The 24561-nt window shown below is 62.9% G+C and carries 24 protein-coding genes, 1 tRNA gene and 3 pseudogenes; 9 read left to right on the top strand and 19 right to left on the bottom strand.

What is annotated here, in order from left to right; all coding sequences use genetic code 11:
- Positions 1-102: 102 nt before the first annotated feature.
- Both WS45_RS32550 and WS45_RS32555 read right to left on the bottom strand, forming a co-directional pair.
- On the bottom strand, positions 103-2052 hold the full coding sequence (locus tag WS45_RS32550; RefSeq protein ID WP_059689435.1) for an ATP-binding cassette domain-containing protein: 1950 nt from the start codon (positions 2050-2052) through the stop codon (positions 103-105).
- Between the two features lie 229 nt (positions 2053-2281).
- Positions 2282-2686, bottom strand: a complete 405-nt coding sequence (locus WS45_RS32555; protein ID WP_059528288.1) for a DUF4399 domain-containing protein — start codon at positions 2684-2686, stop codon at positions 2282-2284.
- Positions 2687-2883: 197 nt separating this feature from the next.
- On the opposite strand from WS45_RS32555, the gene WS45_RS32560 reads away from it, so the two are divergent.
- The 3 genes and pseudogenes from WS45_RS32560 to WS45_RS32570 form a co-directional block, all read left to right on the top strand.
- Positions 2884-3066, top strand: a complete 183-nt coding sequence (locus WS45_RS32560) for a rubredoxin (RefSeq protein ID WP_006478164.1) — start codon at positions 2884-2886, stop codon at positions 3064-3066.
- A gap of 147 nt (positions 3067-3213) precedes the next feature.
- Positions 3214-3288 (top strand) — tRNA-Arg (locus WS45_RS32565).
- 163 nt (positions 3289-3451) lie between these two features.
- Positions 3452-3769 (top strand): annotated as a pseudogene (locus WS45_RS32570) (Arm DNA-binding domain-containing protein); the annotation flags it as partial.
- Positions 3770-3779: 10 nt separating this feature from the next.
- Here the strand turns inward: WS45_RS32570 and WS45_RS34575 are convergent.
- From WS45_RS34575 to WS45_RS32620, 11 genes and pseudogenes are all read right to left on the bottom strand, one after another.
- Positions 3780-4015: pseudogene (locus WS45_RS34575) on the bottom strand (transposase); the annotation flags it as partial.
- An 81-nt stretch (positions 4016-4096) separates the two neighbouring features.
- Entirely contained in the window at positions 4097-6421 is a 2325-nt protein-coding gene (locus tag WS45_RS32575) for a DUF7024 domain-containing protein (RefSeq protein ID WP_059703462.1), read from the bottom strand.
- Positions 6422-6454: 33 nt separating this feature from the next.
- Complete coding sequence (locus WS45_RS32580) at positions 6455-7426, bottom strand: glycosyltransferase family 2 protein (protein WP_059703464.1); 972 nt, start codon at positions 7424-7426, stop codon at positions 6455-6457.
- Positions 7423-7824, bottom strand: coding sequence for a GtrA family protein (locus WS45_RS32585; RefSeq protein WP_059703470.1), 402 nt, complete (start codon positions 7822-7824; stop codon positions 7423-7425). Before WS45_RS32585 ends, WS45_RS32580 begins: the two co-directional genes overlap by 4 nt.
- Entirely contained in the window at positions 7811-8728 is a 918-nt protein-coding gene (locus WS45_RS32590) for a transketolase family protein (protein ID WP_059703472.1), read from the bottom strand. The genes WS45_RS32585 and WS45_RS32590 overlap by 14 nt, the downstream gene beginning before the upstream one ends.
- Positions 8725-9531 (bottom strand): transketolase, encoded by an 807-nt coding sequence (locus WS45_RS32595; protein ID WP_059703474.1) that lies wholly within the window; start codon positions 9529-9531, stop codon positions 8725-8727. The genes WS45_RS32590 and WS45_RS32595 overlap by 4 nt, the downstream gene beginning before the upstream one ends.
- A complete protein-coding gene (locus WS45_RS32600) occupies positions 9528-10583 on the bottom strand; it encodes an NAD-dependent epimerase/dehydratase family protein (protein ID WP_059703478.1) in 1056 nt (351 codons plus the stop codon). The genes WS45_RS32595 and WS45_RS32600 overlap by 4 nt, the downstream gene beginning before the upstream one ends.
- A 12-nt stretch (positions 10584-10595) precedes the next feature.
- Entirely contained in the window at positions 10596-11909 is a 1314-nt protein-coding gene (gene rfbH, locus WS45_RS32605) for a lipopolysaccharide biosynthesis protein RfbH (protein WP_059703479.1), read from the bottom strand.
- 15 nt (positions 11910-11924) lie between these two features.
- Positions 11925-13010: a CDP-glucose 4,6-dehydratase gene (gene rfbG / locus WS45_RS32610; RefSeq protein WP_257140721.1), complete on the bottom strand. Its 1086-nt coding sequence runs from the start codon at positions 13008-13010 to the stop codon at positions 11925-11927.
- Complete coding sequence (gene rfbF, locus WS45_RS32615) at positions 12992-13765, bottom strand: glucose-1-phosphate cytidylyltransferase (protein WP_059527428.1); 774 nt, start codon at positions 13763-13765, stop codon at positions 12992-12994. The genes rfbG and rfbF overlap by 19 nt, the downstream gene beginning before the upstream one ends.
- Before the next feature lie 678 nt (positions 13766-14443).
- A complete protein-coding gene (locus WS45_RS32620) occupies positions 14444-15706 on the bottom strand; it encodes a right-handed parallel beta-helix repeat-containing protein (protein WP_373559455.1) in 1263 nt (420 codons plus the stop codon).
- A gap of 422 nt (positions 15707-16128) precedes the next feature.
- Here WS45_RS32620 and WS45_RS32625 point away from each other — a divergent pair.
- Positions 16129-16374, top strand: a pseudogene (locus tag WS45_RS32625) (TetR/AcrR family transcriptional regulator); the annotation flags it as partial.
- An 84-nt stretch (positions 16375-16458) separates the two neighbouring features.
- On the opposite strand, the gene eco reads toward WS45_RS32625, so the two are convergent.
- Positions 16459-16962: a serine protease inhibitor ecotin gene (gene eco, locus WS45_RS32630; RefSeq protein WP_059689437.1), complete on the bottom strand. Its 504-nt coding sequence runs from the start codon at positions 16960-16962 to the stop codon at positions 16459-16461.
- Between the two features lie 143 nt (positions 16963-17105).
- Between eco and WS45_RS32635 the strand changes: the two genes are divergently transcribed.
- Positions 17106-17483, top strand: a complete 378-nt coding sequence (locus WS45_RS32635; protein WP_059703482.1) for a hypothetical protein — start codon at positions 17106-17108, stop codon at positions 17481-17483.
- A 183-nt stretch (positions 17484-17666) separates the two neighbouring features.
- Here the strand turns inward: WS45_RS32635 and WS45_RS32640 are convergent, their stop codons facing one another.
- Positions 17667-18068: a hypothetical protein gene (locus WS45_RS32640; RefSeq protein ID WP_059703483.1), complete on the bottom strand. Its 402-nt coding sequence runs from the start codon at positions 18066-18068 to the stop codon at positions 17667-17669.
- Positions 18069-18185: 117 nt separating this feature from the next.
- Between WS45_RS32640 and WS45_RS32645 the strand changes: the two genes are divergently transcribed.
- Entirely contained in the window at positions 18186-18566 is a 381-nt protein-coding gene (locus tag WS45_RS32645) for a DUF5594 family protein (protein WP_059527440.1), read from the top strand.
- Between the two features lie 186 nt (positions 18567-18752).
- The gene (locus WS45_RS32650) at positions 18753-20120 is read left to right on the top strand and encodes an MFS transporter (RefSeq protein WP_059703485.1); all 1368 of its coding nucleotides are present in this window, start codon (positions 18753-18755) and stop codon (positions 20118-20120) included.
- Between the two features lie 25 nt (positions 20121-20145).
- On the opposite strand, the gene WS45_RS32655 is transcribed toward WS45_RS32650, so the two are convergent.
- From WS45_RS32655 to WS45_RS32665, 3 genes are all read right to left on the bottom strand, one after another.
- The gene (locus tag WS45_RS32655) at positions 20146-20724 is read right to left on the bottom strand and encodes an AAA family ATPase (RefSeq protein ID WP_059527446.1); all 579 of its coding nucleotides are present in this window, start codon (positions 20722-20724) and stop codon (positions 20146-20148) included.
- On the bottom strand, positions 20717-22138 hold the full coding sequence (gene otsA / locus WS45_RS32660; RefSeq protein ID WP_059527449.1) for an alpha,alpha-trehalose-phosphate synthase (UDP-forming): 1422 nt from the start codon (positions 22136-22138) through the stop codon (positions 20717-20719). The genes WS45_RS32655 and otsA overlap by 8 nt, the downstream gene beginning before the upstream one ends.
- Positions 22139-22288: 150 nt before the next feature.
- Positions 22289-22474 carry a hypothetical protein gene (locus tag WS45_RS32665; RefSeq protein ID WP_059703487.1) on the bottom strand — a complete coding sequence of 62 codons (186 nt, stop codon included), beginning with the start codon at positions 22472-22474 and terminating at the stop codon, positions 22289-22291.
- Positions 22475-22722: 248 nt separating this feature from the next.
- On the opposite strand from WS45_RS32665, the gene WS45_RS32670 reads away from it, so the two are divergent.
- Both WS45_RS32670 and WS45_RS32675 read left to right on the top strand, forming a co-directional pair.
- Positions 22723-23313 (top strand): hypothetical protein, encoded by a 591-nt coding sequence (locus tag WS45_RS32670; RefSeq protein WP_257140722.1) that lies wholly within the window; start codon positions 22723-22725, stop codon positions 23311-23313.
- Entirely contained in the window at positions 23310-23804 is a 495-nt protein-coding gene (locus tag WS45_RS32675) for a hypothetical protein (RefSeq protein ID WP_059527457.1), read from the top strand. The genes WS45_RS32670 and WS45_RS32675 overlap by 4 nt, the downstream gene beginning before the upstream one ends.
- Before the next feature lie 70 nt (positions 23805-23874).
- Here the strand turns inward: WS45_RS32675 and WS45_RS32680 are convergent.
- The coding region (locus WS45_RS32680; RefSeq protein WP_179950417.1) for an AAA-associated domain-containing protein at positions 23875-24561 on the bottom strand (687 nt) is incomplete at its 5' end.

Here is a 24561-nt window from a genome sequence, read left to right on the forward strand (position 1 = left end):
AAAGCGGGCGCGCAGCGTTCGCTGCGCTGCCCGGGACGCGCGGTATTTTACTGGTTCCGCGTGGCGCGCCGTCGCAAGTTCAATTACACGGCGCACGGGGCGTCAGACCGGCTTGCGCTTTGCCTCGAGCGTCTCCCACCGCTCGAGCGCGGCGAGGAGCTCGTCGTCGATCGCCGCGAACCGTTCGGTCAGGCGCGTGCCTTCCTGCGGATCCTTCGCGAAGATCGAACCGTCCTCCAGCTGCGCGTTGATCGTCTTCTGTTCTTCCTCGAGCGCCGCGATCTTCTCCGGCAGCGCATCGAGTTCGCGCTGCTCGTTGAACGACAGCTTCACCGTGCGCTGTGCGTTTCGGCCGGCCGCGCTTTTCGCCGCGTCTTCCTTGACCGGCGCCGCCTCCTTCACCGCGCGCTTCGCCGCCTCCTGCTGCGCGAGTTGCTGCGAACGCTCGCTCTGGATCTGCCAGTCGGTGAAGCCGCCGACGTATTCGCGCCACTTGCCGTCGCCCTCGGCCGCGATCACCGACGTGACGACGTTGTCGAGGAACGCGCGATCGTGGCTGACGAGCAGCACCGTGCCGTCGTAGTCGGCCAGCAGCTCTTCGAGCAGTTCGAGCGTCGGGATGTCGAGGTCGTTGGTCGGTTCGTCGAGCACCAGCACGTTGGCCGGCCGCGCGAACAGGCGCGCGAGCAACAGCCGGTTGCGCTCGCCGCCCGACAGCGACTTCACCGGCGAGCGTGCGCGCTCCGGCGCGAACAGGAAATCGCCGAGATAGCTCATCACGTGCTTGCGCACGCCGCCGATCTCGACCCATTCGCTACCGGGGCTGATCGTGTCGGCCAGGCTCTTTTCCTGGTCGAGCTGCGCGCGCATCTGATCGAAATAGGCGACCTGCAGGTTCGTGCCGGTGCGCACCGTGCCCGCGTCGGGCTTCAGTTCGCCGAGGATCAGCTTGAGCAGCGTGGTCTTGCCGGCGCCGTTCGGGCCGACGAAACCGATCTTGTCGCCGCGCATGACCGTCGTCGAGAAGGTGTCGACGACCGTGCGATCGCCGTAGCGCTTCGTCACGTCCGTCAACTCCGCGACGATCTTGCCCGACTTCTCGCCCTGCGCGACGTCGAGCTTCACGTTGCCCTGCGAATTGCGGCGCTCCGCGCGCTCGTTGCGCATCTGCACGAGCCGCGCGATGCGGCCGACGCTGCGCGTGCGGCGCGCCTCGACGCCCTTGCGGATCCACACTTCTTCCTGCGCGAGCAGCTTGTCGAACTTCTCGTTTTCCACGCGCTCGACTTCGAGCTGCTGCGCCTTGCGCGTCTGATACGCGGAGAAATTGCCCGGATACGACAGCAGCCGGCCGCGGTCGAGCTCGACGATGCGCGTCGCGACGCGGTCGAGGAACGCGCGATCGTGGGTGATGAACAGCAGGCCCGCGCGCTGCGCGACGAGCAGTTCTTCCAGCCAGCGGATGCCGTCGAAGTCGAGGTGGTTGGTCGGTTCGTCGAGCAGCAACACGTCGGGCTGGAGCACGAGCGCGCGCGCCAGCGCGACACGCTTCTGCATCCCGCCCGACAGCGCGTCGACCTGCGCGTCGCCGTCCGTCAGGCCGATCTGCGCGAGCGTCATCGACACGCGCGTACGCCAGTTCCATGCATCGTGGGCATCGAGCGACGACTGCAGCGCGTTCATCCGCGCGAGCAACGCGTCGTGCTCGGCGCCTTCGGGCGTCTCCGCGAGGCGGTGCGCGATCGAATCGTATTCTTCGAGCACTTCGCGCGTGTGCGTGAGCCCCGACGCGACGGCATCGAACACGGTCGCGCCCGGTTCGAACTCGGGCTCCTGCGGCACGTAGACGGTCACGAGCTCCTGCTGGCGCGTGATCAGCCCGTCGTCGGGCTTCGCCAGCCCGGCGACGATCTTCAGCAGCGACGACTTGCCCGCGCCGTTGCGACCGATCAGGCCGACGCGCTCGCCGGCCTCCAGCGAGAAATCCGCGTGATCGAGCAACGCGACGTGACCGAACGCGAGTTGCGCGCCGGTAATGGAATAAAGCGACATGGGGAGACGGCGAAGAGAGAAATCGGAAGCGCCCATTGTACCGGTGGCGGACGCCTGCGCCGGGATGGCCGGACGGACTAGGCCGGTGCGCGGTTCATTTCGTGCCGCGGCGGCATGACGGCGCGCCCGGCGGACGGGGCCGGCATGCGACGCGGCGATGTTGCGCAGCCCCCGCGGCGGGCATCCGGCCGCAGCTTCCCGGCCGGGTGCGCGCATGCGGGCAGTGCGATTACTTCACGTTGACCGAGATCGTCGAGCTCAGTTCGGGACCGTACGAGCGGTGCGCGCCGTCGCCGAGCTGCAGCGTCAGCGTGTGCTGGCCGGGCGGCAGCGTCACGTCGGTTTCGGTCTGGCCCTTGCCGAAGTGCAGCGAATGGTCCGTCGCGGGGATCACGTCGCCCTTCGGCACCGGCTTGCCGTCGATCAGCAGGTGATGGTGGCCCGTATCCGGCGTCATGTCGCCGGCCGGCTTGAGCCCCATGCCTTCGAGGCCGAACTTCACGTGCACGGGGCTCGACACCGTCGCGCCGTCCTTCGGCTCGACGAAGAACACGCGCGCCTCGGCACGCGCGAGCGTCGACACGGCCAGCGCCGCGACACATACCGCACCCGCGATCCACTTCTTGTTGAGCATCGTTTCCTCCTTCAGATTGAAAGGCTCACGAAGCATACACTGCGTGCGCGGCCCGCGCGATGACGTCCGTTGTTCGCGATGCGCACGTTTAAAACGACGTTGCAGAGGCGTTCGGCGAAATTCCGGTACCATTGCGCCTTTCGTCCGCCGGCCACGCCGCGGACGGCATCACAGATTTTCATCATTCCGAGCACCACATGAGCGAAGTAACCGAATACCAGAGCTGGGTCTGCCTGATTTGCGGGTGGGTCTACAACGAAGCGGAAGGCTTGCCCGACGAGGGCATCCCCGCCGGCACCCGTTTCGCCGACATTCCCGCCGACTGGCGCTGCCCGCTGTGCGACGTGGGCAAGGAAGATTTCGTCGTCGTCGATTTCTGATTCGGGCTTCCGGACACGATCGAGCGCGCGCGGCGCGCATCGGCACGCATTCCGTCCGCCGATGCGCCGCGCGTTTGCTATACTCTGCGCGCTGTCCACATTGCCGTCCCGTTCGCGTCTTCTGTGCGTGAAACTGCGGACATGGCTCTCCCCGTAGTTCAATGGATAGAACAAGCGCCTCCTAAGCGCTAGATACAGGTTCGATTCCTGTCGGGGGGACCAGCCAAGCCCCAAACCTCCCCCAAGATTCACAAGAAACTCCCCGCTCAAGCCCGTCCGGCGGCCCTCTCGCGCCTATCGTTACCCAACGTTGCTCAGTGACAGCCAGAGAAAGTGTTGGTATTTTTGTTGGTATCAGCAGATACCAACAACACAGATACCAACAATGCCTCTCACTGACATACAGGTGCGGAACGCGAGGGCCAGCGCGGCACCATACAAACTGACGGACGGCAACGGGATATTCTTGCTCGTCAAACCGAACAGCGCGAAGTACTGGCGCTTGTCTTACCGCTTCCTTGGCAAGCAGAAGACGCTCGCCCTCGGCGTCTATCCGGCCGTCACGCTTGCGACGGCACGGAAGAAGCGCGACGATGCCCGCGAGCAGATCGCGGCCGGCATCGATCCGGGCGAGGCGAAGAAGGACGCAAGACGGGCCGCCGAGATCGCGGCGGCCAACTCATTCGAAGCGGTAGCCCGCGAGCGGTTACCTAGAGCGCTTTCATGTCGACCATCGCTCCAGGCAGCAGATTCTTGAGCCGCGTGTTCTCGCTGTCCAGGTCCTTGAGTCGGCGAGCTTCAGATACCCCATGCCGCCGAACTTCGCGCGCCAAGGGTGGAACGATGCGTCACTGAACCCAGTGCTCCTGCACAGCTCCTTGACCGGCATACCGGCCCCGGCCGCCTTCAGACAACCGATGATTTGCTCTTCCGCAAAGCGCTTCTTCATGTTCGTCTTCTCCGAAAACGAACTTTGCTAGATCCCGGTTCGCCCTGTTTGCTGGTGGCCGGGTCACCTCCAGCCCCGAAATCACGCACCTGCGGGGTATCGTCGCGATTCGCTTTCCAGCGCCGGGGCGTCCCCGGTCGTTATCCAGATCTTCTGTATGCCGACGCCAAGCAGCCGGCCATCGTTACCCGTACCGCTTTGCTGCGGAGAGCGCGGCAAAGCCGGTTGGATCCAGATTGCGCGTGCTGCAGTGGGATTGTCAAAGCGCAACGCGAATTCGCGAATCTCGGTACCTGGAATCACGGTTTCGGTCTGTTGACCAATCATGATGCTTGAAGGTTTCCCAATGTTCGGCCCGTATCCCTGCATGCGGACGTGCAGCGTGAATCGTGCTGGAAGCGGCCGAACGAAGGTCAACTCCACACCGGGGAACACACTGGCATCCGACCAACGCCCCCAGTCTTCTCGCATCGATAAACCGCGAACGTTCTCGAGGAACCTCGGAAAACTTGTTTGGGTAAGGTCAATGCCTTCGCTGAGTGAGTTGTTGTTCCGCGGCCCCAATTTGTCGACCACATAGCCAGCCCGCTCCATGATCTGATGCGCTGTCATTCCGGAAAGATCCACGTTGGTCGTTCCAGCCGACCGGCTTGCAAGAGCAAAGAAGACCTGGTCGCCGGTCCGGCTGACAGTCGGCGCAACACCGAGGTTCCGAGTAAGCTCGGCTTCGATGGCAGCGCCGTTGTCAGCATAACCGCGCCGGTCGATATAGATACCGTTGAAGCCGATTCGCCTGATCACTTCTATCTGCCGTGCGACGGGTTCGAGTGCGAGGTAGCGAAAGAACAGATCGCCGTCGCGACCCTTCATACCGCCGAAGCTCCACCTGAGCGCACTGGTATGCAAAAAGGGGCGTGCCAGATCGTATGGCTCGAGGCGGTTGAGCGTGGGTCCTTCGGGAAACCCGACGTATGGCAATTGATAGATCGCACTTCCGGCCGGAACCTGCTGTTCGATCGCACGGGCGAAACTCGCGTCGCTATTGAATTCAACCTTGTTTTTTTCAAGACGAGTCAGAGAGGGCGACGTTGTCTGATCCCATAGCGCAAATGCACACAACGCCAAAGTGAACGTCGCGATCCGGAGAGAAGCGCGTTCGCCGGCGCACAGATATCGCTGGATCAACAGCAATACCGCAGCAATTGACATAAAGGCAACAAATACGCTGACCCGATTCCAGGCTCGAATCATCGGGCTGACGAGCAGGCTGAATATGCCGGAAAATCCACCGATCGTGCAGAACAACACCAGCACGATCGTGAGACTTGCAAGGAGTTGCAGGGGCTCTTCAGGAATGCGCCGCTGCGTCGGCACGACCACAAAAATCACGAGGCTTAGCAAGCCAACGCTGCCGATGATGCCAAGCGATGCAAAGGCATTTTCGTTGACGAGCGGAAAGGTCGTCGAGTAGTCCGCCGTAAGCTTGGCAAACGGCTTATAGCGATGATCCGGCCGCGGCAGCAGAAGCTGATCGATCTTGAGACCGTATAGTTCCGCTTCGCCGGGCGAGCGCCACGCCGCTTCCTGATTAACGCCGTGCTGCATCCGATAGAACAGGTTCGGACTGACGTTGGCCACAATGCCGAACGATACGATCGCCACGGCCACGATGGCAGGCCAGATCGCCTTAATCGCCTTTTGCTGAACCGATCGCACGATGCCGGCCGTAAGCAGGCAAAGAACGCCAAAGAACGCGTAATACACGCCGAAACATGAAAGCACGAGCAGGATCAACGCATCGAGCAGCGTTCTCTTCACGGCGCGTCGCTCGAAACTGAAAGACATTTCACCATCCCAGATCCGCTTGGCGAACCAGACGAACATCGGTGCGGCGAAGTACCAAGTATAAAAGAGATGATGGAGTCGAAGAAAATGGAACGGAAGCAGCGTGAAGATGAATCCTCCCGCGAAACTCAGCACCTTCGAGATCCGAAGCTTCCGGAGCACCCAGTATGCCGCGACCGCATTGAGTGGAAATCCAATCAAATAGTAGAGGTCGAGCGCGGTAGCGGGATTACCGAAAGTCCGGCCAAGAACCTTGAGCACGAGCATACTGCCCGAGTCCGGAATCGGATAGTCATACAGACTAGCGCCGAACGGCGCGCCCAATAGTTCAGTGCTGAAGAACCAGTGACTCCTCACCGCACGCTGTATCAACGAGAGAGTGAAAATGCCATCGCTTCCATAGATGAGCGGGAGATGAAGACCGAGATAGGCTGCACCCGATAGCTGCCAGCCCACGACCAGACACACCATCATCAGCGTGCCTGAAAAAGTCCACTCGGAAGCCAACCGATTTTCTGACGATTGCATGTGGGAGATTCTGCCGGGAGGTCGATCGTTCATGCCGTTTGCTCAGGAGATCATCTGGACTGTCGATCAATTCGGTCTCGAGGCCGCTTGAGCCTCAATGGCGGTCCCACCCGAATTGATCCGTTCGCGCTCGACCACCAACGGTCTCTTTTGCGCATAGGTAAGAATCGCGCCCACATACTCGCCAAGCAGGCCAATAAAGAACAACTGCACCGACGCAAAGAAAAATAGACCGATCAGCATCGGAGCGCTGCCCATCGAGAAGCTGCTCCAGAACACGAGCTTCAAGACGAAATACATGAACGAGACGAAAAGGCTCAGGCCGGAAAGGACAAACCCGGCGATCGTGGCAAGCCGCAACGGTACCTTCGAATGCGAGGTAATACCCAGCATTGCGATATCGTAGAGCGTGTAGAAGTTGTTCTTCGATATCCCCCGTTTGCGGCGCGGCTGGACGTATGGAATCTGTTTGATCTCGAACCCGATCTCGCACACGAGGCCGCGGAAGTAGGGGTATGGATCATCGATCTGTCGCAGGATCTCGATGACCTTGCGGTCGTAAAGCCCGAACCCCGTAAAGTTCTGGATCAGCGTGACGTTGGCGATCTGCGTGACCAGACGATAGTACATCCTGCGCAGCGCGAAGAAGAGCGCTGATTCTTTCGATTCAGGCTTTACGCCGACCACGACGGGTGCGCCAGCGAGCCAGTTCTTCACGAACTCGCGCATCAGTTCGGGCGGATCCTGCAGGTCGGCGACCAGCAGAATGACAGCATCGCCCTTAGCCTGCAAAAGACCATGCATCGGCGATCGGATGTGTCCGAAGTTCCGTGCGTTAACGATCACGCCAACCGCCGGATCATCCGCAGCGATCGTTCGCAGGATGCTGACCGTCGAATCCGTCGATGCGTTGTCGATGAAGAGATGGTCGTAGGTCACCTCCGGAATCGTCGAGAACACGCGACGTGTCTCTTCGTAGACAGCCCGGACGTTTTCCTCTTCATTGAAACAAGGCGTGACAACGGTTATATGCTTCATGACAGGTTGAAGACAAAACGGCGATTCAGGATAAACGCAATGACGCTGAGCGGAAGCAACGTCAGAGCATTCGCAATATAGATGTTTGCGTCAAGACCGAGCAGCAACCGCACTCCGCCGAGATTCAACAGGTAGATCACACAGTAGACACCGACGAATCGCCAGAAGCGCGACCGCGGTGCACCGTCGAATACAAGCCGTCCGACGCTCTGGAAGTTGAAGAGCACACCGCCGACGGTGGCGAGCCCGATAGCGACGGGATAAGCGAGACCCACGTAAGTCAGAACCGCAAACAACGAGTAGCCAACCAGTGTGTTCAGCCCTCCGACAACCAGAAAACGCAATAGCTGGACAAACGCCTTTGTCAAAGGCTCGCGGTCGAAATTAGACGCTTGCATCGAGTGCCTTCTTTATTTGCACCTTGACGGCATCCGGGGAAAGACCATGGCTTTCCATCAAATAGGGATAGTTGCCGCAGAACGTGCTGAATCTGTCTTGAATGCCTATACGCACGAACGTCCCGACGAAACTTCCCATCAGCGCTTCCGCGACGGCGCCACCCAATCCACCGTAAATCGAATGCTCTTCAAACGTCACGATCACTTGCCTGCCCGCTGCAAGCCGGTGAATCGACTCGACAGGAAAGGGTTTGATGCAGGGTACGGAGACGATGTCCGCGCCACCAACAGCAGCCGCGACCTTTTGAGCCAGCCGCACACCCGAACCTGTCGCAATGAAAAGGCTCGGGTGCGCTTCGTTCGTCAGTGGGACAGCGTTGCCAGCGCGCCACGAGTCGATCGGAGCGGAATGCACATCGCCAAGATCCGCCTTGCCCATCCGCAGATAGGCAGGCGCCTGTCTGTCCGAGATGTCCTGCATGCAGGCAGTCAGCTCGAACCGGTCAGCAGGAGAATATATCGACAGCTGCGGGATCGCGCGAAGCGCAGCAATGTCTTCCGTACTTTGGTGGCTCGTACCCAGTTGCGCGTAGACCACTCCCGCGCCATCGCCGATGAAAGTCACCGGCAGACCTTCATAGCAGACATCGATCTTGATCTGCTCCAGAACGCGAATCGGCACAAATGCGGCGAGTCCGTAGACGATCGGTTTGAATCCGCCCTTGGCAAGACCTGCGGCTACGCCCACCATGTTCTGCTCTGCGATGCCGCAATTGATGTATTGATCGGGGCATGCTTTGCGAAATGCATCGAAGAGCGCGTAGCCGTGATCGCCCGTCAGCAGAAGAACCTTGGGATCTTGCCGCGCCGCGCCGACAATCGCATCAGAAAATGCATCCCTCATCGCTTCTCTCCCAGCTCGGCAATCGCGAGGTCATAGGTTTGCGCCGTGAGTCGCGTGTAGTGCCAGATATTTTCATGCTCCATGAACGAGACGCCCTTGCCTTTGATCGTGCGAGCCACCATCGCTTTCGGGCGCCCGTCTTTTCGGGCCTTCAGTGTCCGATACGCTTGATCGATTACGGTTTCGTCGTGACCATCGACAGAGACGGCATCGAAACCAAATGCCTCGAACTTGGCCTGGATGTCGCCGAGTCCGATCACTTCGTCTGTCGTGCCCATGGCCTGGAATCCATTTGCGTCGACGATGACGATTAGGTTGTCCAGCTTGAACTGGGCCGCAAAGAGCGCCGCCTCCCAGATTGAGCCTTCATTCAGTTCGCCGTCTCCAACGAGCGCATAGCACTTCTGATCGGTGTCGTTTCGCTTCGCAGCCAACGCAAGACCGACTCCGACGGAAAGGCCATGTCCGAGCGACCCTGCCGTAGCTTCGATACCGGGCACGTGCGCGTCGGCGAGTCCCTTGAGGCGCGTGCCATTGCCAAAGTAATGGGCGATTTCATCGTCGGCGAGCCAGCCTATTTCATTCAGACAGGCATACTGAGCCATCACACCGTGGCCTTTGCTCAGGACCATATAGTCGCGACCGGGAGAACGCGGATCGCTTGGCTCGTAGCGCAGGTGTTTGCGGTACAGCACCGCCAGCAGCTCAACGATGGAAAATGCACAACCGATATGGACGGTCGATCCTGCGAACGCCATATCGAGAATGGTCTTGCGAAGCCGGGACGATTCAAATGTCTTCATGCGATGACCGTGTTTCGGTTCCAGTTGATCGTCTTGGCAAGAGCCGACTCCAGAGTCGTATACTCCGCCACGCCAAGCGAATGACGCGCTAGAGAGGTCGAAGGTATATAGCGCGGCGCCGGACCGGACGCAGGCGCCATGTCCGGCACGGCGGCCTCGCGTGCCCTGCATAGCGTCTCCACCATGCGAGCAAGTTCGAGAATCGACACTGCGCGTTCGGAGCCCACGTTATAGGCGCGCCCCGTCACGCCTCCGTGCAGCATCCGCAGAAGCCAGATACAGGCATCTGCGATGTACAGATAGCTGCGTAGAGGCCGCCCGTCGCCCTTGATGACGATGCGCTGCCCCGCCAGCGCATCGCGGATGAAGTTGCCGGCGGCAAATGGACCGTCCATCGGGATACCCGGCCCGACGAGCGCGTAGATTCGCGCAATGGAAACATCGATGTCATGCTGCTCGCCGTAGGTCGATGCGAGCCATTCAGCCGACCTCTTTCCGTGCCCGTACGCCGCTTTTGTGTCGAGCGTATCAGGCGCGCCACAATAGCTCTCAGGCGTCCGCTCCAGCGTCGAGGGCTGACGCCCGTATATGGCGCCGCTCGACGTCAGCAAAAAATGTGTCGCACCATTCGAGCACGCGAAATCCAGCACCCGACGTGTACCGGTCACATTCGCATCGAACACCCGCAAACCATCGCCAGCCTTCGTGATGTCCGCGACGTCGGTCGCTGCATGGATGCAAAGGTCGATCGCACCCATCGTGCCCGTCGTCGTTTCGAAATCGATGACATCACCTTCGTACAATGCCAGGTCAGGAGTTGCATAAAGATGCGGCGCGAACGTGCGCGCCTTTTCGGGATTGCGACTCAGTACGACAACCTCGATCCCGCTACCGAGTGTCCGATTGGCGTGCTGGACTGCTTCCAGCAACCACGATCCGATGAAACCCGTGCCACCCGTGATGAATAGTCGCGCCCCACGGAAATCCGCCCAGACATTCGCCGTATGCTGAACGATCAGTTCGAGATCTTCTCGTGGGTACGGCTTCCGCATCGATGACAACGCCTAGAAATTGACGCCGACAAACGTCTCAATTTTCTCGACGATAAAGTCAAGCATTTCGTGGCTCAGCCCCGGGTAGACGCCGACCCAGAAAGTCTGGTTCATCACGATGTCGGTATTCGTCAAAGCGCCGCTCACGCGATATTCCTGACCAATCATATAAGGCTGACGCGTGAGGTTGCCGGCAAACAGCAAGCGGGTGCCGATCTTGTTCTGGTCGAGGTAAGTCAGCAAGTCGACGCGCGAGAACTCTGCCTCGGGCTTCAGCGTGATGGGAAAGCCGAACCACGACGGATCAGCGTTCGGTGTCGCGTGCGGCAGGAGCAGATGCTCCGTACAAGTCTGCAAACGCTCGTGCAGATACGCAAAATTCTCGCGGCGCGCCTGAACGAATCCATCCAGCCGGTCCATTTGCGCGAGTGCGCACGCCGCCTGCATGTCGGTGATCTTCAGGTTATAGCCAAGGTGGGAATACGTGTACTTGTGGTCGTAGCCTTCCGGGAGCGTGCCGAGCTTCCAGCAAAAGCGCTTGCCGCACGTATTGTCCTTACCGGGCGCGCAATAGCAGTCGCGGCCCCAGTCACGGAAGGATTCGGCGATGAGTTTCAATTCCGGGTTGTTGGTGAACACCGCGCCACCCTCGCCCATCGTGATGTGATGGGCCGGGTAGAAACTGAGCGTGCCGATATCGCCGAAGGTGCCGACCAGTTGGCCATTGTAAGTTGCGCCGAGCGCGTCGCAGCAGTCTTCAATCAGCCACAGGTTGTACTTCCTGCACAACGCGGTGATTGCCTCGAGGTTATACGGGTTGCCAAGCGTATGGGCGAGCATGATCGCCTTGGTTTTGGGCGAGATGGCCGCCTCGATCTTCGTCGCATCGATGTTGTACGTACCCAATTCGACGTCTACGAATACAGGAACCGCACCGAATTGAAGAATCGGGTTGACCGTCGTCGGAAACCCTGCTGCGACGCCGATGACTTCGTCACCCGGACGAATGGCGCGGTCACCAAGTTTCGGCGAGGTCAAGGTCGAGAATGCCACTAGATTCGCCGACGAGCCTGAGTTCACGGTGATCAGGTACTCGACGCCGAGATACGCCGCGAGCCTTTTTTCGAACGCTTCGTTGAATCGTCCCGTCGTCAGCCAACCATCGAGGGATGCCTCGACCATGAGTTCCATTTCCCGTGCGCCAATCACCTTGCCTGACGGAGGCACCACCGTCTGGCCAGGCTCGAAGGCAGGGCGTCGAGTCGCGAGCTCGCCATACTGTTTGACGAGCTCGATGATTTGCGTGCGGATTTGATCTGTGTTCATTGCGATGATAAATAGCTATGACCGGGTATAGTCGGCGATCTGGGCAAGCGTCAGTGTCCTCGCGTCCTCACACTCGCGCGCCGCCTTGTACCAATCGACGATCTTGTCCAGGGTTAAGTCGAGGTCCCAACGGGGCCGCCATCCGAGACGGGCACGTGCTTTTGAACAGTCGAGCTTGAGGTAGGTAGCCTCGTGCGGATGATCGCCTCCATCCAGCTGCCAGCGTGCGTTGTCACCCCACCGGGAAGCCATGCGCTCGACAATCGCCTGCACTGATTGTGCATCGGCATCATCTGGCCCGAAATTCCATGCTCCGGCGTAACGTACCCCTTCGACGTACAGTCTCTCGGCAAGCAGCAGATAGCCGCCAAGCGGCTCCAGCACGTGCTGCCAGGGGCGAATCGCGTGCGGGTTGCGGATGCTGACGATTTCGCCGGCGCCGATCGCCTTGACGATGTCCGGAATGAGACGGTCCGATGCCCAGTCGCCACCGCCGATCACATTACCGGCACGTGCGCTCGCAATTGCCACGCGATGTGTATCGTAGGCGGCTTCGTTGAAAAACGAATTGCGATACGCGGCGGTAACGAGTTCTGCGCAGCCTTTGCTACTGCTATATGGGTCGTAGCCGCCCATTGCTTCATTCTCGCGGTAACCCCATTCCCATTCGCGGTTTTCGTAGCATTTGTCGGTCGTAACGACCACGACCGATCGGACACTGTGTACTTGGCGGATTGCGTCCAGCACGTGCACGGTGCCCATTACGTTGGTTTCGTATGTTTCCACCGGGCTCGCATATGACGCGCGAACGAGCGATTGTGCTGCCATGTGGATCACGACCTCGGGCTCAGCACGGCGCAGTGCGTTGAGCAACTGTCCGCGATCGCGAATATCGTTAATGACTGACTCGATACCCTCGTCCACTCGTGCAAGGGAAAACAGGTTCGGCGTGGTGTCGGGCGCGAGCGAATAACCCGTGACCTCTGCCCCGAGCGAATGGAGCCACAGCGTCAACCAGCTTCCCTTGAAGCCCGTATGCCCCGTCAGAAAGACACGTTTTCCGGACCAGAACGATGGGGCAATCATGACCATACCTTCCATGGCGCCTCATTGGTCTGCCAAAGTTTTTCGAGGAGCAACTTGTCCCTCAACGTATCCATCGGCTGCCAAAATCCTTCGTGCTCGTAGGCTGCGAGGTTGCCCTGCTCGGCAAGTTGCTCGAGCGGCTCCTGTTCCCAGACGCACGCATCGCCGGGGATCAGATCGATCACTTTCGGCGACAGCACGAAGAAACCGCCATTGATCATGCCGCCGTCACCCTTCGGCTTTTCCTTGAACGACGTGACCTTGTTGTCGTGAATATCCAGCGCGCCAAAGCGCCCAGGCGGAAACGCGGCCACAAGGGTGGCGAGCGCGTTGCTCTTCTGGTGATACTCGACGAGTCGGGTGATGTTGACGTCACTCAGGCCGTCACCATACGTGAAACAGAACGCTGCCTCGTCCTTGACGAAATTCTTCACGCGACGAAGACGCCCCCCCGTCATGGTCGATTCGCCCGTATCAACCAGCGTGACTTTCCAGGGTTCCGAGTATTGCTGATGCACCTGCATTTCATTGGTCCGCATATCAAAAGTGACATCGGACATATGCAGGAAGTAATTCGCGAAATACTCCTTGATCATGTAGCCTTTGTAGCCGCAGCAGATCACGAAGTCGTTCACACCGTAAGCGGAATAAATCTTCATGATGTGCCAGAGGATCGGTTTCCCGCCAATTTCGATCATCGGCTTCGGGCGGTTGACCGTATCCTCCGAAATGCGCGTTCCCAGCCCACCCGCAAGAATGACTGCTTTCATCAGAATCCTGTGTTGAACGTCGAGCGGCTAGCCGCCCTGCCCTGAAAGGAGATAACAGCGGATGCCGTACTCAACCAGCGTGACGAGCCGGATAGTCATCGCGACTCGCATGTTGATGTCGCGACGGGACAATTTGGAGGAACTGTTTCACTTCGTCTGACAACCAAAATATTTGAGCCGGATGCACTGGTTAGCAACCTTGCCGGACACGTCGAGGGTGCAGGGGTTGTACGAAAATGCAAAAGATACGGCTTTCAGATGTCAGGATTGTCACGCTGCGGGTGGAACATCAGTTGTCTCGGACGCCATCAAGGGCGGCTGATGGGAGACATCTCGAGGGATGAACGCACTGTGCCGAGCCGACGCATCTCGTCGATGGATCGGAAGCCCACGCGACAACCATGTATCTAAACGTGAAATTACAACAGATTCCCGCTCGGAGCGAAAGTAGTCGCAACCCGTATCAGGCATGCAGGCAACTGCAGACTCCTTGGTCTGACGCCATTTCCATACACGCGATTCGTGTTGCCCCCGCTTCATTCCTGACGCATGAATTCTGTCGGCGGTCAAACTATTCCCGAACATTCGCCGCCCGGAGAACGCCGCCGGTTCTGACCTCGCGGGAATTGTCCCCATAACGCCCACCACCCGCATGCACCGCCCCGCAATGGTCGCCGCTCACTGCATCAACCCCGTCCTGACCTGCGGCATCAGACTCGCATTCGCGCCCGTCACGGCAAACGTCCCCGTCGGCGACGCCCCGGCCGGCAGCACCAGCAGACTGCCGTCCCCGAGCCGATTCGCATCGACGACGATCTGGTTCGCCGCGCAACCATTCGTCAACAACCAGACCGGCAAGCCGGCAATCGACGAGAACGTGTTGCCCGTCACACTGAACGAACAGACGTTCCCGTACGCCCGGAAACCCGCATAGCCGGAGCCCGACACGCGGTTGTCCGCCACCGTGACATCCGACACGGTTCCCGACCACGTATCCAGCTCGATCGCGGCCTGCTGCGTCGGCTGCAGCCCGTTGTTCACGTTCGCGTTCTGGATGTTGGTCACGGTATTGCCCTTGATGACGACGTTCGAAGACCCGTAGGTTTTCCAGCTGTCTTCCTGCGCGACCAGAATCCCCGCCGCCTTCTCGACGCCGTCGACCGTATTGTTCGAGATCGTTACCGCCTGCCCGCCGACGACGGTGATGCCGCGCCCCCACGCGTTGCCCGACACCGCGTTATGGTCGATCAGCACGTTGTTGCTCAGGCGGCCGTCGCCGAGATAGCTGACCACGGCGATCAGATCGTCGCCGGTGCCGGCCACCGTATTGTTCTGCACCAGCACGTTGGCCGAACCGTAAGTCGTATGGATGCCGTCGGCCAGCGTCGCCCGCACGGTATTGCCCACGATCGCGATACCGTTGCCGCCGAACACGAAGATCCCGGCGCTCGCGCCGCCCAGGATCGTCACGCCGAGCACCTGCACGTCCGAGCCCGTCACCTCGACTTTCGTCGACTCGGGCGTCGTGAGGCGCGTCGTGCCGGTGCCGGCCAGCGTCACGCCGACGAGCGTCGAACCGGCACCGCGCATCTCGATCGTCTGGTCGGCCGGATTCGTGGCGGCCAGCGTCGCGCCGTATCCGGAAATCACTGCCTGCGGCGCCGTCACGGCAAGCGAATGCCCGACGACGTAGCGTCCCGGTGCGATGACCAGGCGTTGGCCGGCACGCAGGCTGTCGAATGCCTTCTGCAACGCGTCGGCCTGGTCGCTGCCGTCGGCGGCCGGGAAGACCGTCACATCGGCGACGGGAACGGGCGTGGTGCCATTGGAGGGCTGACGCGTTGCACCGGACGCCGTACCGGTCGCCCCGGCGGTCGACACAGGGCTGCCGGAATTCGTCGATGAAGCCGATGCGCCGGATGCAGGACCGGCAGGTGCGATGGACGATGTCGATGTGCCCGCAACGGTCTGCGTGCCTGCGGCAGCGTTGTCGTCACCGCCGCCACATGCGGCAAGACAAAGGCAGAGCGCGGCAAACGTCGCCCGATCGACTGTACGCATACGAAGTTCCGCTAGCCCAAATTGGCGTCATCGTAAGTACGCTTGATCACTTTGTAAATGAATTCCACATTTCACCTGTGAAATATTTCGTTATCCTCTTCCATTCATCGCAACGTCATCACGACGACATGCGACACGCGATCGCACCCTGACCGAGCGCGATCGACATGTATCGGAGATTACGTAGAATCCCGAACCTTCATCTGCACACGTACCTCGACCATGATTCGAACACTCGCGGCCCTGGCCATGTTTTCGGCGCTGATCTGCACGGCGAATGCCGCCGATGTCGCCAGCGCGACCGGCAAACGCTGATCGCGATGCGCGAGCAGACGGTCGCCGCGTTACGCGCGCGCCTTGGCGACGATGTGGTAACCGGCGAGCTCGCCGCGCACGCGAACCTCAATGCGATCGGGCGCTTCTACGTGACGCTGCAACAAGGGATGTCGATTCAGACGCGCTACGGCGCGAGCCGTCGCGATCTGGAAGCGGCCGCGCAAACCGCGCTGACCGCATGGCCGGCGCTCGCGGACGCGAGCGGCGGATAGCGTAACGGGCTCCGGAGAGAAACCCGCAAGACCGCGCGGTCATGCAGCGGCAAGCGCCCCCGCATGACCGCGCCGGTCGGTGCGTTACTGCGTGACGGCGTGCTGCACGTCCTTCGACGCATGCCACACGCGGTAGCGCACGTCGAAACCGTCCGGTACGTATACGACGAGCGGCAGGCGGCTGTTGTAGCGCAGCAGCTGGCCGTCACCGCGCACCTGCACGAAGCGCTGCTGCGGCGCCTGGCCGGGACAGGCCATCAGCGTCGATGCCGGCCCCTTCACGTCGGTCAGCCGGTAATACGTATAGCCCCAGCCCTTCACGTCCTCGGCGCTCAGCTCGCCGCCGAACCATTGCTGGTTGCAGTCGGTCTGCAGCGTCTTGCCGATCATCAGCTCGACGCGCGCGTCGCCTTCGTTCTCGAGCGCAGGCAACGCGATCACCGCGCGCTGCTGGCCAGCCGCCGGCTGCGGGAACATCTTGATCGATTCTGCCGACACGGCGGGCGCCGATGCGGGCCCGGCCGCGCAGGCGGCGGCAGCGGTCGTCACGCAAAAGGCGGCCAGGACGGCCCGGATCGCGAATTTCATCGATGTGCTCCTGATAAACAAAATAGGCCCCGATGCTAACACTTTCGTCGCACGACCTTACGAGGCTGTAATTTGACGACACAATTGCAAACAGCCGGCAATCCCCGCGCGCGGTACTTATAGGGGAACCAACGGAGATCATCATGCTCAAGCTCATTGCCGCCGCCGGCGTCGCCACGCTGCTGGCCGGGTGCGTCGTCGGGCCGGACGCCGGATACGGATACGGCTACGGACCGACCTACTATTCCGATCCGGGCTATGCGTACGGCCCGGCCTACGCACCGTCGCCCGTGTACGGCACGGTCAACACCTGGGGCGGTGGCGGCGGGCGCGACTGGGACCGCGACCGCCGCGGCTGGGACCGCGGACGCGACGGCTGGAATCGTGACCGCGGCGGCTGGGACCGCGACCGCGGCGAACGCGCCCGTCATGGCGGCTGGGGCCGCGGCGACGGACGTCGCGCCGACTGGAATGACGGCGGCGGGAACGGCCAAGGCAACGGCGGCGGTCATCGTCACTGACGCAATTGCAACCGTTTGTATCCGCACACGGTTCACACGAAACCGAAACGAACCGATAGACGACCGCCAAAACACGAAGGCCCTCGCATCACTGCGAGGGCCTTTTGTCGTCCGCCCTGCCGGGAGTCCGGCAACGCCGGCGATGCAGCGCCGAGCCTGCCCACTCGTCAGACGCGTGCCCGCTTACCAGCCGGCCGGCCGCGCATAGCCGCCCGACACCGGCGCGCCGCACACGTACGGGCGCTGATAGCGGTCGTAGCAGTAATCCGGGCCGTCGTCCTGGTACTGCGCCTGCTGATAGGTCGGATAAGCCGGCTGCTGGTAAGCCGGTGCCTGGTAGTACGTCGGCGGCTGATAGGCCGGTGCCTGATACACGGGCGCCTGGTACGCGACGGGCGGATTCATCGCCGACGTCACGATCGCGCCGAGCACCGCGCCGCCGATCAGTGCGCCGATGATGGCGCCCCCGTCGCGGCCGTGCGCGGACGCCGGGCCCGCCACGGCGAGCGAACCGGCGAGGACACATACTGCGGCAATTCTTTTCATGATGGACTCCCACGCGAAGTGGTATTCGATGTGATGCATTGTGGCTGCGCACGGCCGTAATAGATGCAGCAAGTGGTAACGCGCCATTACGCGTATCACGCACACCGAAATGCGGCACCGCCGTGCTACGATTTTCGGCACACAGGAGACGCCTTCATGCAGCCCGAAACCGCCCGCCGTTTCGATACCGAATTCGCGCCGCGCATTGCGCAGGCGATCGCCGCCTACTTCGCCGATCACGTGCTGACCGGCGTCGTCCCATACGGCGGGCACGGGCAACCGACGCGCGTGCAGATCCGCAGCGCGCCGCACGAACACGTGAGCGGCTTCGCGCATCCGCTGAACCTCGAGCTGACCTGGGACACCGACGAGATCGAGCGACTGATGGCACCCGACGGGCCCGCGCGATTCGAGCACTACCTGAGCGCGCTGCCGAGGAAACTGAGCGCATGGCAGGGCGCGCGCGACATCGATCTCGCGTCGCGCACGCAGGCCGACCCGCTCGTGCGGCTCGGCGGCCTCGACTTCGAAGGCTGAGCGCACGCCCCGGCCACCGGCCGGACGCTGGCGGCGTCGCGCGAAACAGTCCGGTGATACACTCGACCGGTCCCGCTCCGGCGCCGCCAGGCTGACCGGACCGTTCACCGCCGCCGCCACCCGCGAGCATGGTTGCGCACGCAACCGGCATCCGGGCACGCGGACAATCACGCCTTCGCTCCCGTCATGAACGCCGATACCGGCCTGCCGCTTCCGCAACGCTACTGGGCAATCGTCTGCGTCGCACTGGGCATCACGCTCGCCGTGCTCGACGGCGCCATCGCGAACGTCGCGCTGCCGACGATCGCGCGCGACCTGCACGCGTCCGATGCCGCGTCGATCTGGATCGTCAACGCGTACCAGCTCGCGGTCACGATCACGCTGCTGCCGCTCGCGTCGCTCGGCGAACGCGTCGGCTATCGCCGCATCTACATCGCCGGGCTTGCGCTCTTCACCGCGGCGTCGCTCGGCTGCGCGCTCGCCGGCTCGCTGCCCGTGCTCGCCGTGATGCGCGTGATACAGGGGTTCGGTGCAGCCGGCATCATGAGCGTGAACGCCGCGCTCGTGCGGATGATCTTCCCGTCGTCGATGCTCGGGCGCGGGCTGTCGATCAACGCGATGGTGGTCGCGCTGTCGTCGGCGATCGGCCCGACGGTCGCATCGGCGATCCTGTCGGTCGCGTCGTGGCCCTGGCTGTTCGCAGTCAACGTGCCGATCGGCATCGCCGCGGTGTTCGGCAGCCTCCGGGCGCTGCCGGCCAACCCGCTGCACGACGCGCCGTACGACTTCCCGAGCGCGCTGATGAACGCATGCGTGTTCGGCCTGCTCATCATGGCCGTCGACGGGCTCGGTCACGGCGAAAGGCACGCGTACGTCGCAGGCGAACTGGCGATCGCGTTCGCCGTCGGCTACTTCTTCGTGAAGCGGCAGCTGTCGCAGCCGGCACCGCTGCTGCCGGTCGACCTGATGCGCATCCCGATGTTCGCGCTGTCGATCTGCACGTCGGTTGCGTCGTTCACGTCGCAGATGCTCGCATTCGTCGCGCTGCCGTTCTGGCTGCAGCATTCGCTCGGGTTCTCGCAGGTCGAAACCGGCCTCTACATGACGCCGTGGCCGCTTGTGATCGTATTCGCCGCGCCGCTTGCCGGCGTGCTGTCGGATCGCTACTCGGCCGGCATCCTCGGCGGAATCGGGCTCGCGCTGTTCGCGGCCGGGCTGCTGTCGCTCGCGACGATCGGCGCGCATCCGGGCACCGTCGACATCGTGTGGCGGATGGCGCTGTGCGGCGCAGGTTTCGGGTTGTTCCAGTCGCCGAACAATCGCGCGATGTTGTCGTCGGCGCCGCGCGAGCGCAGCGGCGGCGCGGGCGGGATGCTGAGCACGGCACGCCTGACGGGCCAGACGCTCGGGGCCGCGCTCGTCGCACTGATTTTCGGGCTGGCGCCCGACCGCGGGCCGACGATCGCGCTCTATGTCGCCACGGTGTTCGCGGCGCTCGCCGCGGTGGTCAGCATGCTGCGCATCGCGTCGCCGCGCCCCGACGCGACGACCTGACGCCGCCGCGCGCGGCGCCCGCCGGTCACGCGGCGTCGAGCGCGTCCATCACGAAGCGCACACGCGCCTTCACGCTCACGCACGGCAGCTCGATCAGCCGATACCCGTAGGCCGTATAGCAGTCGACCATCGCGTCGTAGGTGCGCACTGCCTCGGCGAAATCCTGCCGGCGCTCGGTGTCCCGCGTGTAGATGTCGGGCCACGGCGGCGCGATGAACACGCGCCGGTGATAACGGAAGCGCCGCGCCGCAGCCTCCGCATGCGCGGGCACCGCGAGGCCCGTCAGACGCAAGTAGCCGATCACGTCCGGCACGCCGCGGTCGAAGAACACGGGCCCGCGCGCACCTCGTGCGAGATGATACGAACGCATCTCCCAGTTCAGCATCTGCTCGGCAAACGCGGCCCGGTCGCGCCAGGGCAGCGCCGGACCGTCGATCGCCATCTGGTCGCGGATCACACCTCGCCCGGCCTCGTGCGAGCGCGCGAAACCGCAGCGCTCGAGCGCATCGAGCAGCGTGCTCTTGCCGGAGCCGGGGCCGCCCGTGACGACGAAGAAGCGGGCGGACGCCGCCTCCGCGCCGCCCTCCTCCATGCGCTCAGACATGCACGGCTCGCCGGCCCGCGCGCTGCGTGACCGACGCGGCCGCCGCGACGCTGCGCAGGTCGGCGACGAACGTATCGCGCCAGACCGACAGGTTGTTCTCGCGCAGGCGCGCGAGGTTCTCTTCGTGACGCGCCTGCCGCTCGGCGAGCGGCATCGACAGCGCGCGCTCGAGCGCGTCGGCCATCTGCGACAGGTCGTAAGGATTGACGAGCAGCGCGCCGGTCAGCTCGGCCGCCGCGCCCGCGAACTCCGACAGCACGAGCACGCCCGGGTCGGCCGGATCCTGCGACGCGACGTATTCCTTCGCGACGAGATTCATCCCGTCGCGCAACGGCGTCACGTAGCCGACCTGCGACATCCGGAAGAACGCCATCAGCAGATTGCGCTCGTACTTGCGGTTCAGGTACTGGATCGGCGTCCAGTCGAGCTGCGAGAAGCGGCCGTTGATGCGACCGGCCTCGCCTTCGAGCGTTTCGCGAATGCGCTGGTAGGTCTGCACGTCGGAGCGCGTCGGCGGCGCGATCTGCACGAGCGACACGCGCCCCTGCCAGCCCGGCGCGTTGGCGAGCATCCGCTCGAACGACTGGAAGCGTTCGACGAGCCCCTTCGAATAGTCGAGCCGGTCGACGCTCATCACGAGCTTGCGGCCGGCGAGCGCGTCGCGCAGCATCTTCACCGGCTTGCGCGAGCCGTACTGGACGGCTGCCTCGGCGATCGCATCCGGATGCACGCCGATCGGATAGGCGGCGACCTTCACGACGCGGCCGTGCGCATGCAGCATCCCGTCGTCGCTCGCCGCGCCGATGCCGCGCCGCTCGATGTAGTCGGTGAACGCCTGCTTGTCGGCATCGGTCTGGAAACCCGCGATGTCGTATGCGCACATGAACTTCACGAGCTCCTCGTTCGGCGGCACGACGCGCAGCATGTCGGGCGACGGAAACGGGATGTGCAGGAAGAATCCGATCGGGTTCTTCACGCCGAGTTCGCGCAGGCAATGCGCGAACGGCAGCAGATGATAGTCGTGCACCCAGATCAGGTCGTCGGGCCGCAGCAGCGCGGCGAGCTGCTTCGCGAGCATCGCGTTCACGCGCAAATAGCCGGCATACTCCTGCCGGTCGAAGCGCGCGAGATCGCCGCGGTAGTGGAACACCGGCCACAGCGTCGCGTTCGAGAAGCCGCGGTAGTACTGATCGTAATCGCGCCGGGTCAGCCCGAGCGTCGCATACGTGACGTTGCCGTCCCGCTGGATCGCGGGTGCGGCGTCGGGCGTACCGACGATCTCGCCGTTCCAGCCGAACCAGACGCCGCCGGTTTCCTTCAGCGCGTCCATCACGCCGACCGCGAGGCCGCCTGCGCTCGGGCGCGTGTCCTCGCCGGCGGCGACACGGTTCGATACCACGATCAATCTGCTCATGCGGCTTCCCCTCCTCGATTCGATTGGATGACGCGCGGCGCGCGCCAAGGCAGACGCGACGGCCCGAAGGCGGTCGCGCGGCGATTCAGATGTGAGCGATGCAACAAAGAGCGCAATGAAATGCGGCGGCGGAATGCAACGGCGACGGCATCAGGCGTCCTGCTCCTGGCCGAGGTCGCGTTGATAGTCGAGCCCTTCCGGGCGTGCGCCGCCCTGGTTGTGATCGCCGTCGGACGGCGTCTCGTCGGGCGCGCCGGCCGGCGCGTCGGTCTGCGGACGCGGGTGCTCGGGACCCGCATCTGGCGGCCGGGGAGAAAACCGTTTCGAACGGCGCATGGCTGGGTGTCTCATATGCAACGCGGCTCGGAGCCGTCGTAGAAACATTCCATAACAAAACAGTCTAGGTGGCTTGCTCGCATGCCACGGTAACAATTGCCTTCAATTTGTAACGTTTCGACCCCCGCTCAGCCAACTGTCCGACAATAGCGCCGCGCGTACGCGCGCGAGCCGTCGCCCGCCGATTTGTCAAAGCTTTGCAATTTTCCTATGACAATTGCGAAACAATGACGCGGCATGGGGCGCGCATGCGCCGCCGCTCACCCAGACAGGACTTGCACTCAGGGATGAACATTCGTTTCGAACCGCCGCGTCGGGCCATGCCGGCGCGCATCGTGCTGGCCGCGATCGCCACGGCCGCACTGCTGTCCGGCTGCAACTCGCTGTACAGCGAAGGCGCGACCGCCGGCGCCGGTATCGCGGGCGCCGCGATTGCCTCCAAGGTCACCAGCAACGCCGCCGTCGCGACGGGTATCGGCCTCGGCGCCGTCGCCGGCGCGCGTGCGGGCGTCCAGTACACGCAGCGGGTCGCGCACCGCTACACGCAGGAACAGATCGCGAAAGCGGCCGGCCCGCTCGACGTCGGCGGCGTCGCGCCGTGGACGACCCACCACTCGTTCCCGATCGAGGACGACGAACAGGGCCGCGTGACGGTCAGCCGGATGATCAGCATCGGCCCGCTCGACTGCAAGGAAATCGTGTTCGCGGTCGACACGCCCGCGAAGGCCGACAAGGCCGCCGAATCGGCGTTCTACGTCGCCACGATCTGCCGCGACGGCCCCGTGTGGAAATGGGCGTCGGCGGAACCCGCGACCGAACGCTGGGGCGCGCTGCAATGAGCGTCGCGATCCGTATCGCGGCGATCGGCGCGCTGTGCGCGGCCAGCGCCGCGCTGTCGGGCTGCGGCTCGGTCGGCGCGGCGAGCGGCGCGCTCGCCGGCGCGGCGACGGGCCTCGTCACCGCGAACCCGGCCGTGGGCGTCGGTGTCGGGATCGCCGTGCAGGCGGCGACCGACGAGGCCGTCAACCGCACGATGAAGCAGCTTCATCAGAATCAGCAGGACGCGATCGCGAAGGCGGCGGGCAGCCTCGCCGTCGGCGAAGTGAAGCCGTGGAAGGTGAAGAACACGCTGCCGCTCGAAAACGGCGAAGGCGAGGTGCGCGTCACGCGTGCGTACTCGACGGCGCTCGCGTTGTGCAAGGAATTCGCGTTCTCGGTGAAGGACGGCGACAAGGCCGACTGGTATTTCGCGAATGCGTGCCAGCAAGGCACGCACTGGAAGTGGGCGTCGGCCGAACCGGCCGTCGACCGCTGGGGCAACCTGCAGTAACGAGGCGATGCGCGGCGCCCGACACGCGCGGCGCATGCGAATGCCGGGCCCTGCGGCCCGGCGCGATGGTTCAGGACTCGACGTCCTCGAGACTGAAGATTTCGGTCTGGTCGTTGTACGAGAAGATCTCGCCGTAACGGCCCCAGTCGATCACCGCGTCGAGGGTTTCCTCGGCCGCGCCGTCCGACAGGAAATCCTCCAGCTCCTGCTCGAAGCGCACGCGCGGCGCGCGATGGCCAGGGCGCTCGTTCAATACCTTCTTGATCCGCGCGGCGAGCGGCACGTGCTTCAGCAGGTGATCCGCGAACATCAGCTTGCGCTCCTGCGTGCCGAATTCCGCGAACACGCGCCCCGGCGGCGTCAGGAACACGTCACCTTCGCGCACGTCGGCGAAGCCGAGGTATTGCAGCACTTCGGCGATCGGGAACAGGTCGTCGACCTCCAGATGCAGCGTGCGCGCGATTTCCGGCATGTCGGCACGGCCGTGGTACGGCGCCATCGCGAGCGTCTCGATCAGGCCGGCCATCAGGTTGGTCGACACCTGCGGCAGCCAGCTGCCGAGCTCGAGCCCCTTCTTCGTCGCCTCGCCGGTCTGGCGTGCGGTCATCTTCGCGTAAATGTCGTCGACGAGCTTGCGGAAGGCCGGGTCGAGACGGTTGCGCGGATGCTTGAACGGCACTTTGATTTCGGCGATCACGCGGCCCGGGTTCGACGACAGCACGAGAATCCGGTCGCACATGAACACCGCTTCCTCGAT

It is taken from the genome of Burkholderia sp. RF2-non_BP3, from assembly GCF_001522185.1.
GTDB classification, from domain to species: domain Bacteria; phylum Pseudomonadota; class Gammaproteobacteria; order Burkholderiales; family Burkholderiaceae; genus Burkholderia; species Burkholderia diffusa.

What these genes read in the sequence shown, in the direction of transcription:
- WS45_RS32550 (WP_059689435.1), bottom strand. Translation starts at nt 2,052, where the DNA reads ATGTCGCTTTATTCCATTACCGGCGCGCAACTCGCGTTCGGTCACGTC.
- WS45_RS32555 (WP_059528288.1), bottom strand. Translation starts at nt 2,686, where the DNA reads ATGCTCAACAAGAAGTGGATCGCGGGTGCGGTATGTGTCGCGGCGCTG.
- WS45_RS32560 (WP_006478164.1), top strand. Translation starts at nt 2,884, where the DNA reads ATGAGCGAAGTAACCGAATACCAGAGCTGGGTCTGCCTGATTTGCGGG.
- WS45_RS32575 (WP_059703462.1), bottom strand. Translation starts at nt 6,421, where the DNA reads ATGAACGATCGACCTCCCGGCAGAATCTCCCACATGCAATCGTCAGAA.
- WS45_RS32580 (WP_059703464.1), bottom strand. Translation starts at nt 7,426, where the DNA reads ATGAAGCATATAACCGTTGTCACGCCTTGTTTCAATGAAGAGGAAAAC.
- WS45_RS32585 (WP_059703470.1), bottom strand. Translation starts at nt 7,824, where the DNA reads ATGCAAGCGTCTAATTTCGACCGCGAGCCTTTGACAAAGGCGTTTGTC.
- WS45_RS32590 (WP_059703472.1), bottom strand. Translation starts at nt 8,728, where the DNA reads ATGAGGGATGCATTTTCTGATGCGATTGTCGGCGCGGCGCGGCAAGAT.
- WS45_RS32595 (WP_059703474.1), bottom strand. Translation starts at nt 9,531, where the DNA reads ATGAAGACATTTGAATCGTCCCGGCTTCGCAAGACCATTCTCGATATG.
- WS45_RS32600 (WP_059703478.1), bottom strand. Translation starts at nt 10,583, where the DNA reads ATGCGGAAGCCGTACCCACGAGAAGATCTCGAACTGATCGTTCAGCAT.
- rfbH (WP_059703479.1), bottom strand. Translation starts at nt 11,909, where the DNA reads ATGAACACAGATCAAATCCGCACGCAAATCATCGAGCTCGTCAAACAG.
- rfbG (WP_257140721.1), bottom strand. Translation starts at nt 13,010, where the DNA reads ATGGAAGGTATGGTCATGATTGCCCCATCGTTCTGGTCCGGAAAACGT.
- rfbF (WP_059527428.1), bottom strand. Translation starts at nt 13,765, where the DNA reads ATGAAAGCAGTCATTCTTGCGGGTGGGCTGGGAACGCGCATTTCGGAG.
- eco (WP_059689437.1), bottom strand. Translation starts at nt 16,962, where the DNA reads ATGAAATTCGCGATCCGGGCCGTCCTGGCCGCCTTTTGCGTGACGACC.
- WS45_RS32635 (WP_059703482.1), top strand. Translation starts at nt 17,106, where the DNA reads ATGCTCAAGCTCATTGCCGCCGCCGGCGTCGCCACGCTGCTGGCCGGG.
- WS45_RS32640 (WP_059703483.1), bottom strand. Translation starts at nt 18,068, where the DNA reads ATGCATCACATCGAATACCACTTCGCGTGGGAGTCCATCATGAAAAGA.
- WS45_RS32645 (WP_059527440.1), top strand. Translation starts at nt 18,186, where the DNA reads ATGCAGCCCGAAACCGCCCGCCGTTTCGATACCGAATTCGCGCCGCGC.
- WS45_RS32650 (WP_059703485.1), top strand. Translation starts at nt 18,753, where the DNA reads ATGAACGCCGATACCGGCCTGCCGCTTCCGCAACGCTACTGGGCAATC.
- WS45_RS32655 (WP_059527446.1), bottom strand. Translation starts at nt 20,724, where the DNA reads ATGTCTGAGCGCATGGAGGAGGGCGGCGCGGAGGCGGCGTCCGCCCGC.
- otsA (WP_059527449.1), bottom strand. Translation starts at nt 22,138, where the DNA reads ATGAGCAGATTGATCGTGGTATCGAACCGTGTCGCCGCCGGCGAGGAC.
- WS45_RS32665 (WP_059703487.1), bottom strand. Translation starts at nt 22,474, where the DNA reads ATGCGCCGTTCGAAACGGTTTTCTCCCCGGCCGCCAGATGCGGGTCCC.
- WS45_RS32670 (WP_257140722.1), top strand. Translation starts at nt 22,723, where the DNA reads ATGCGCCGCCGCTCACCCAGACAGGACTTGCACTCAGGGATGAACATT.
- WS45_RS32675 (WP_059527457.1), top strand. Translation starts at nt 23,310, where the DNA reads ATGAGCGTCGCGATCCGTATCGCGGCGATCGGCGCGCTGTGCGCGGCC.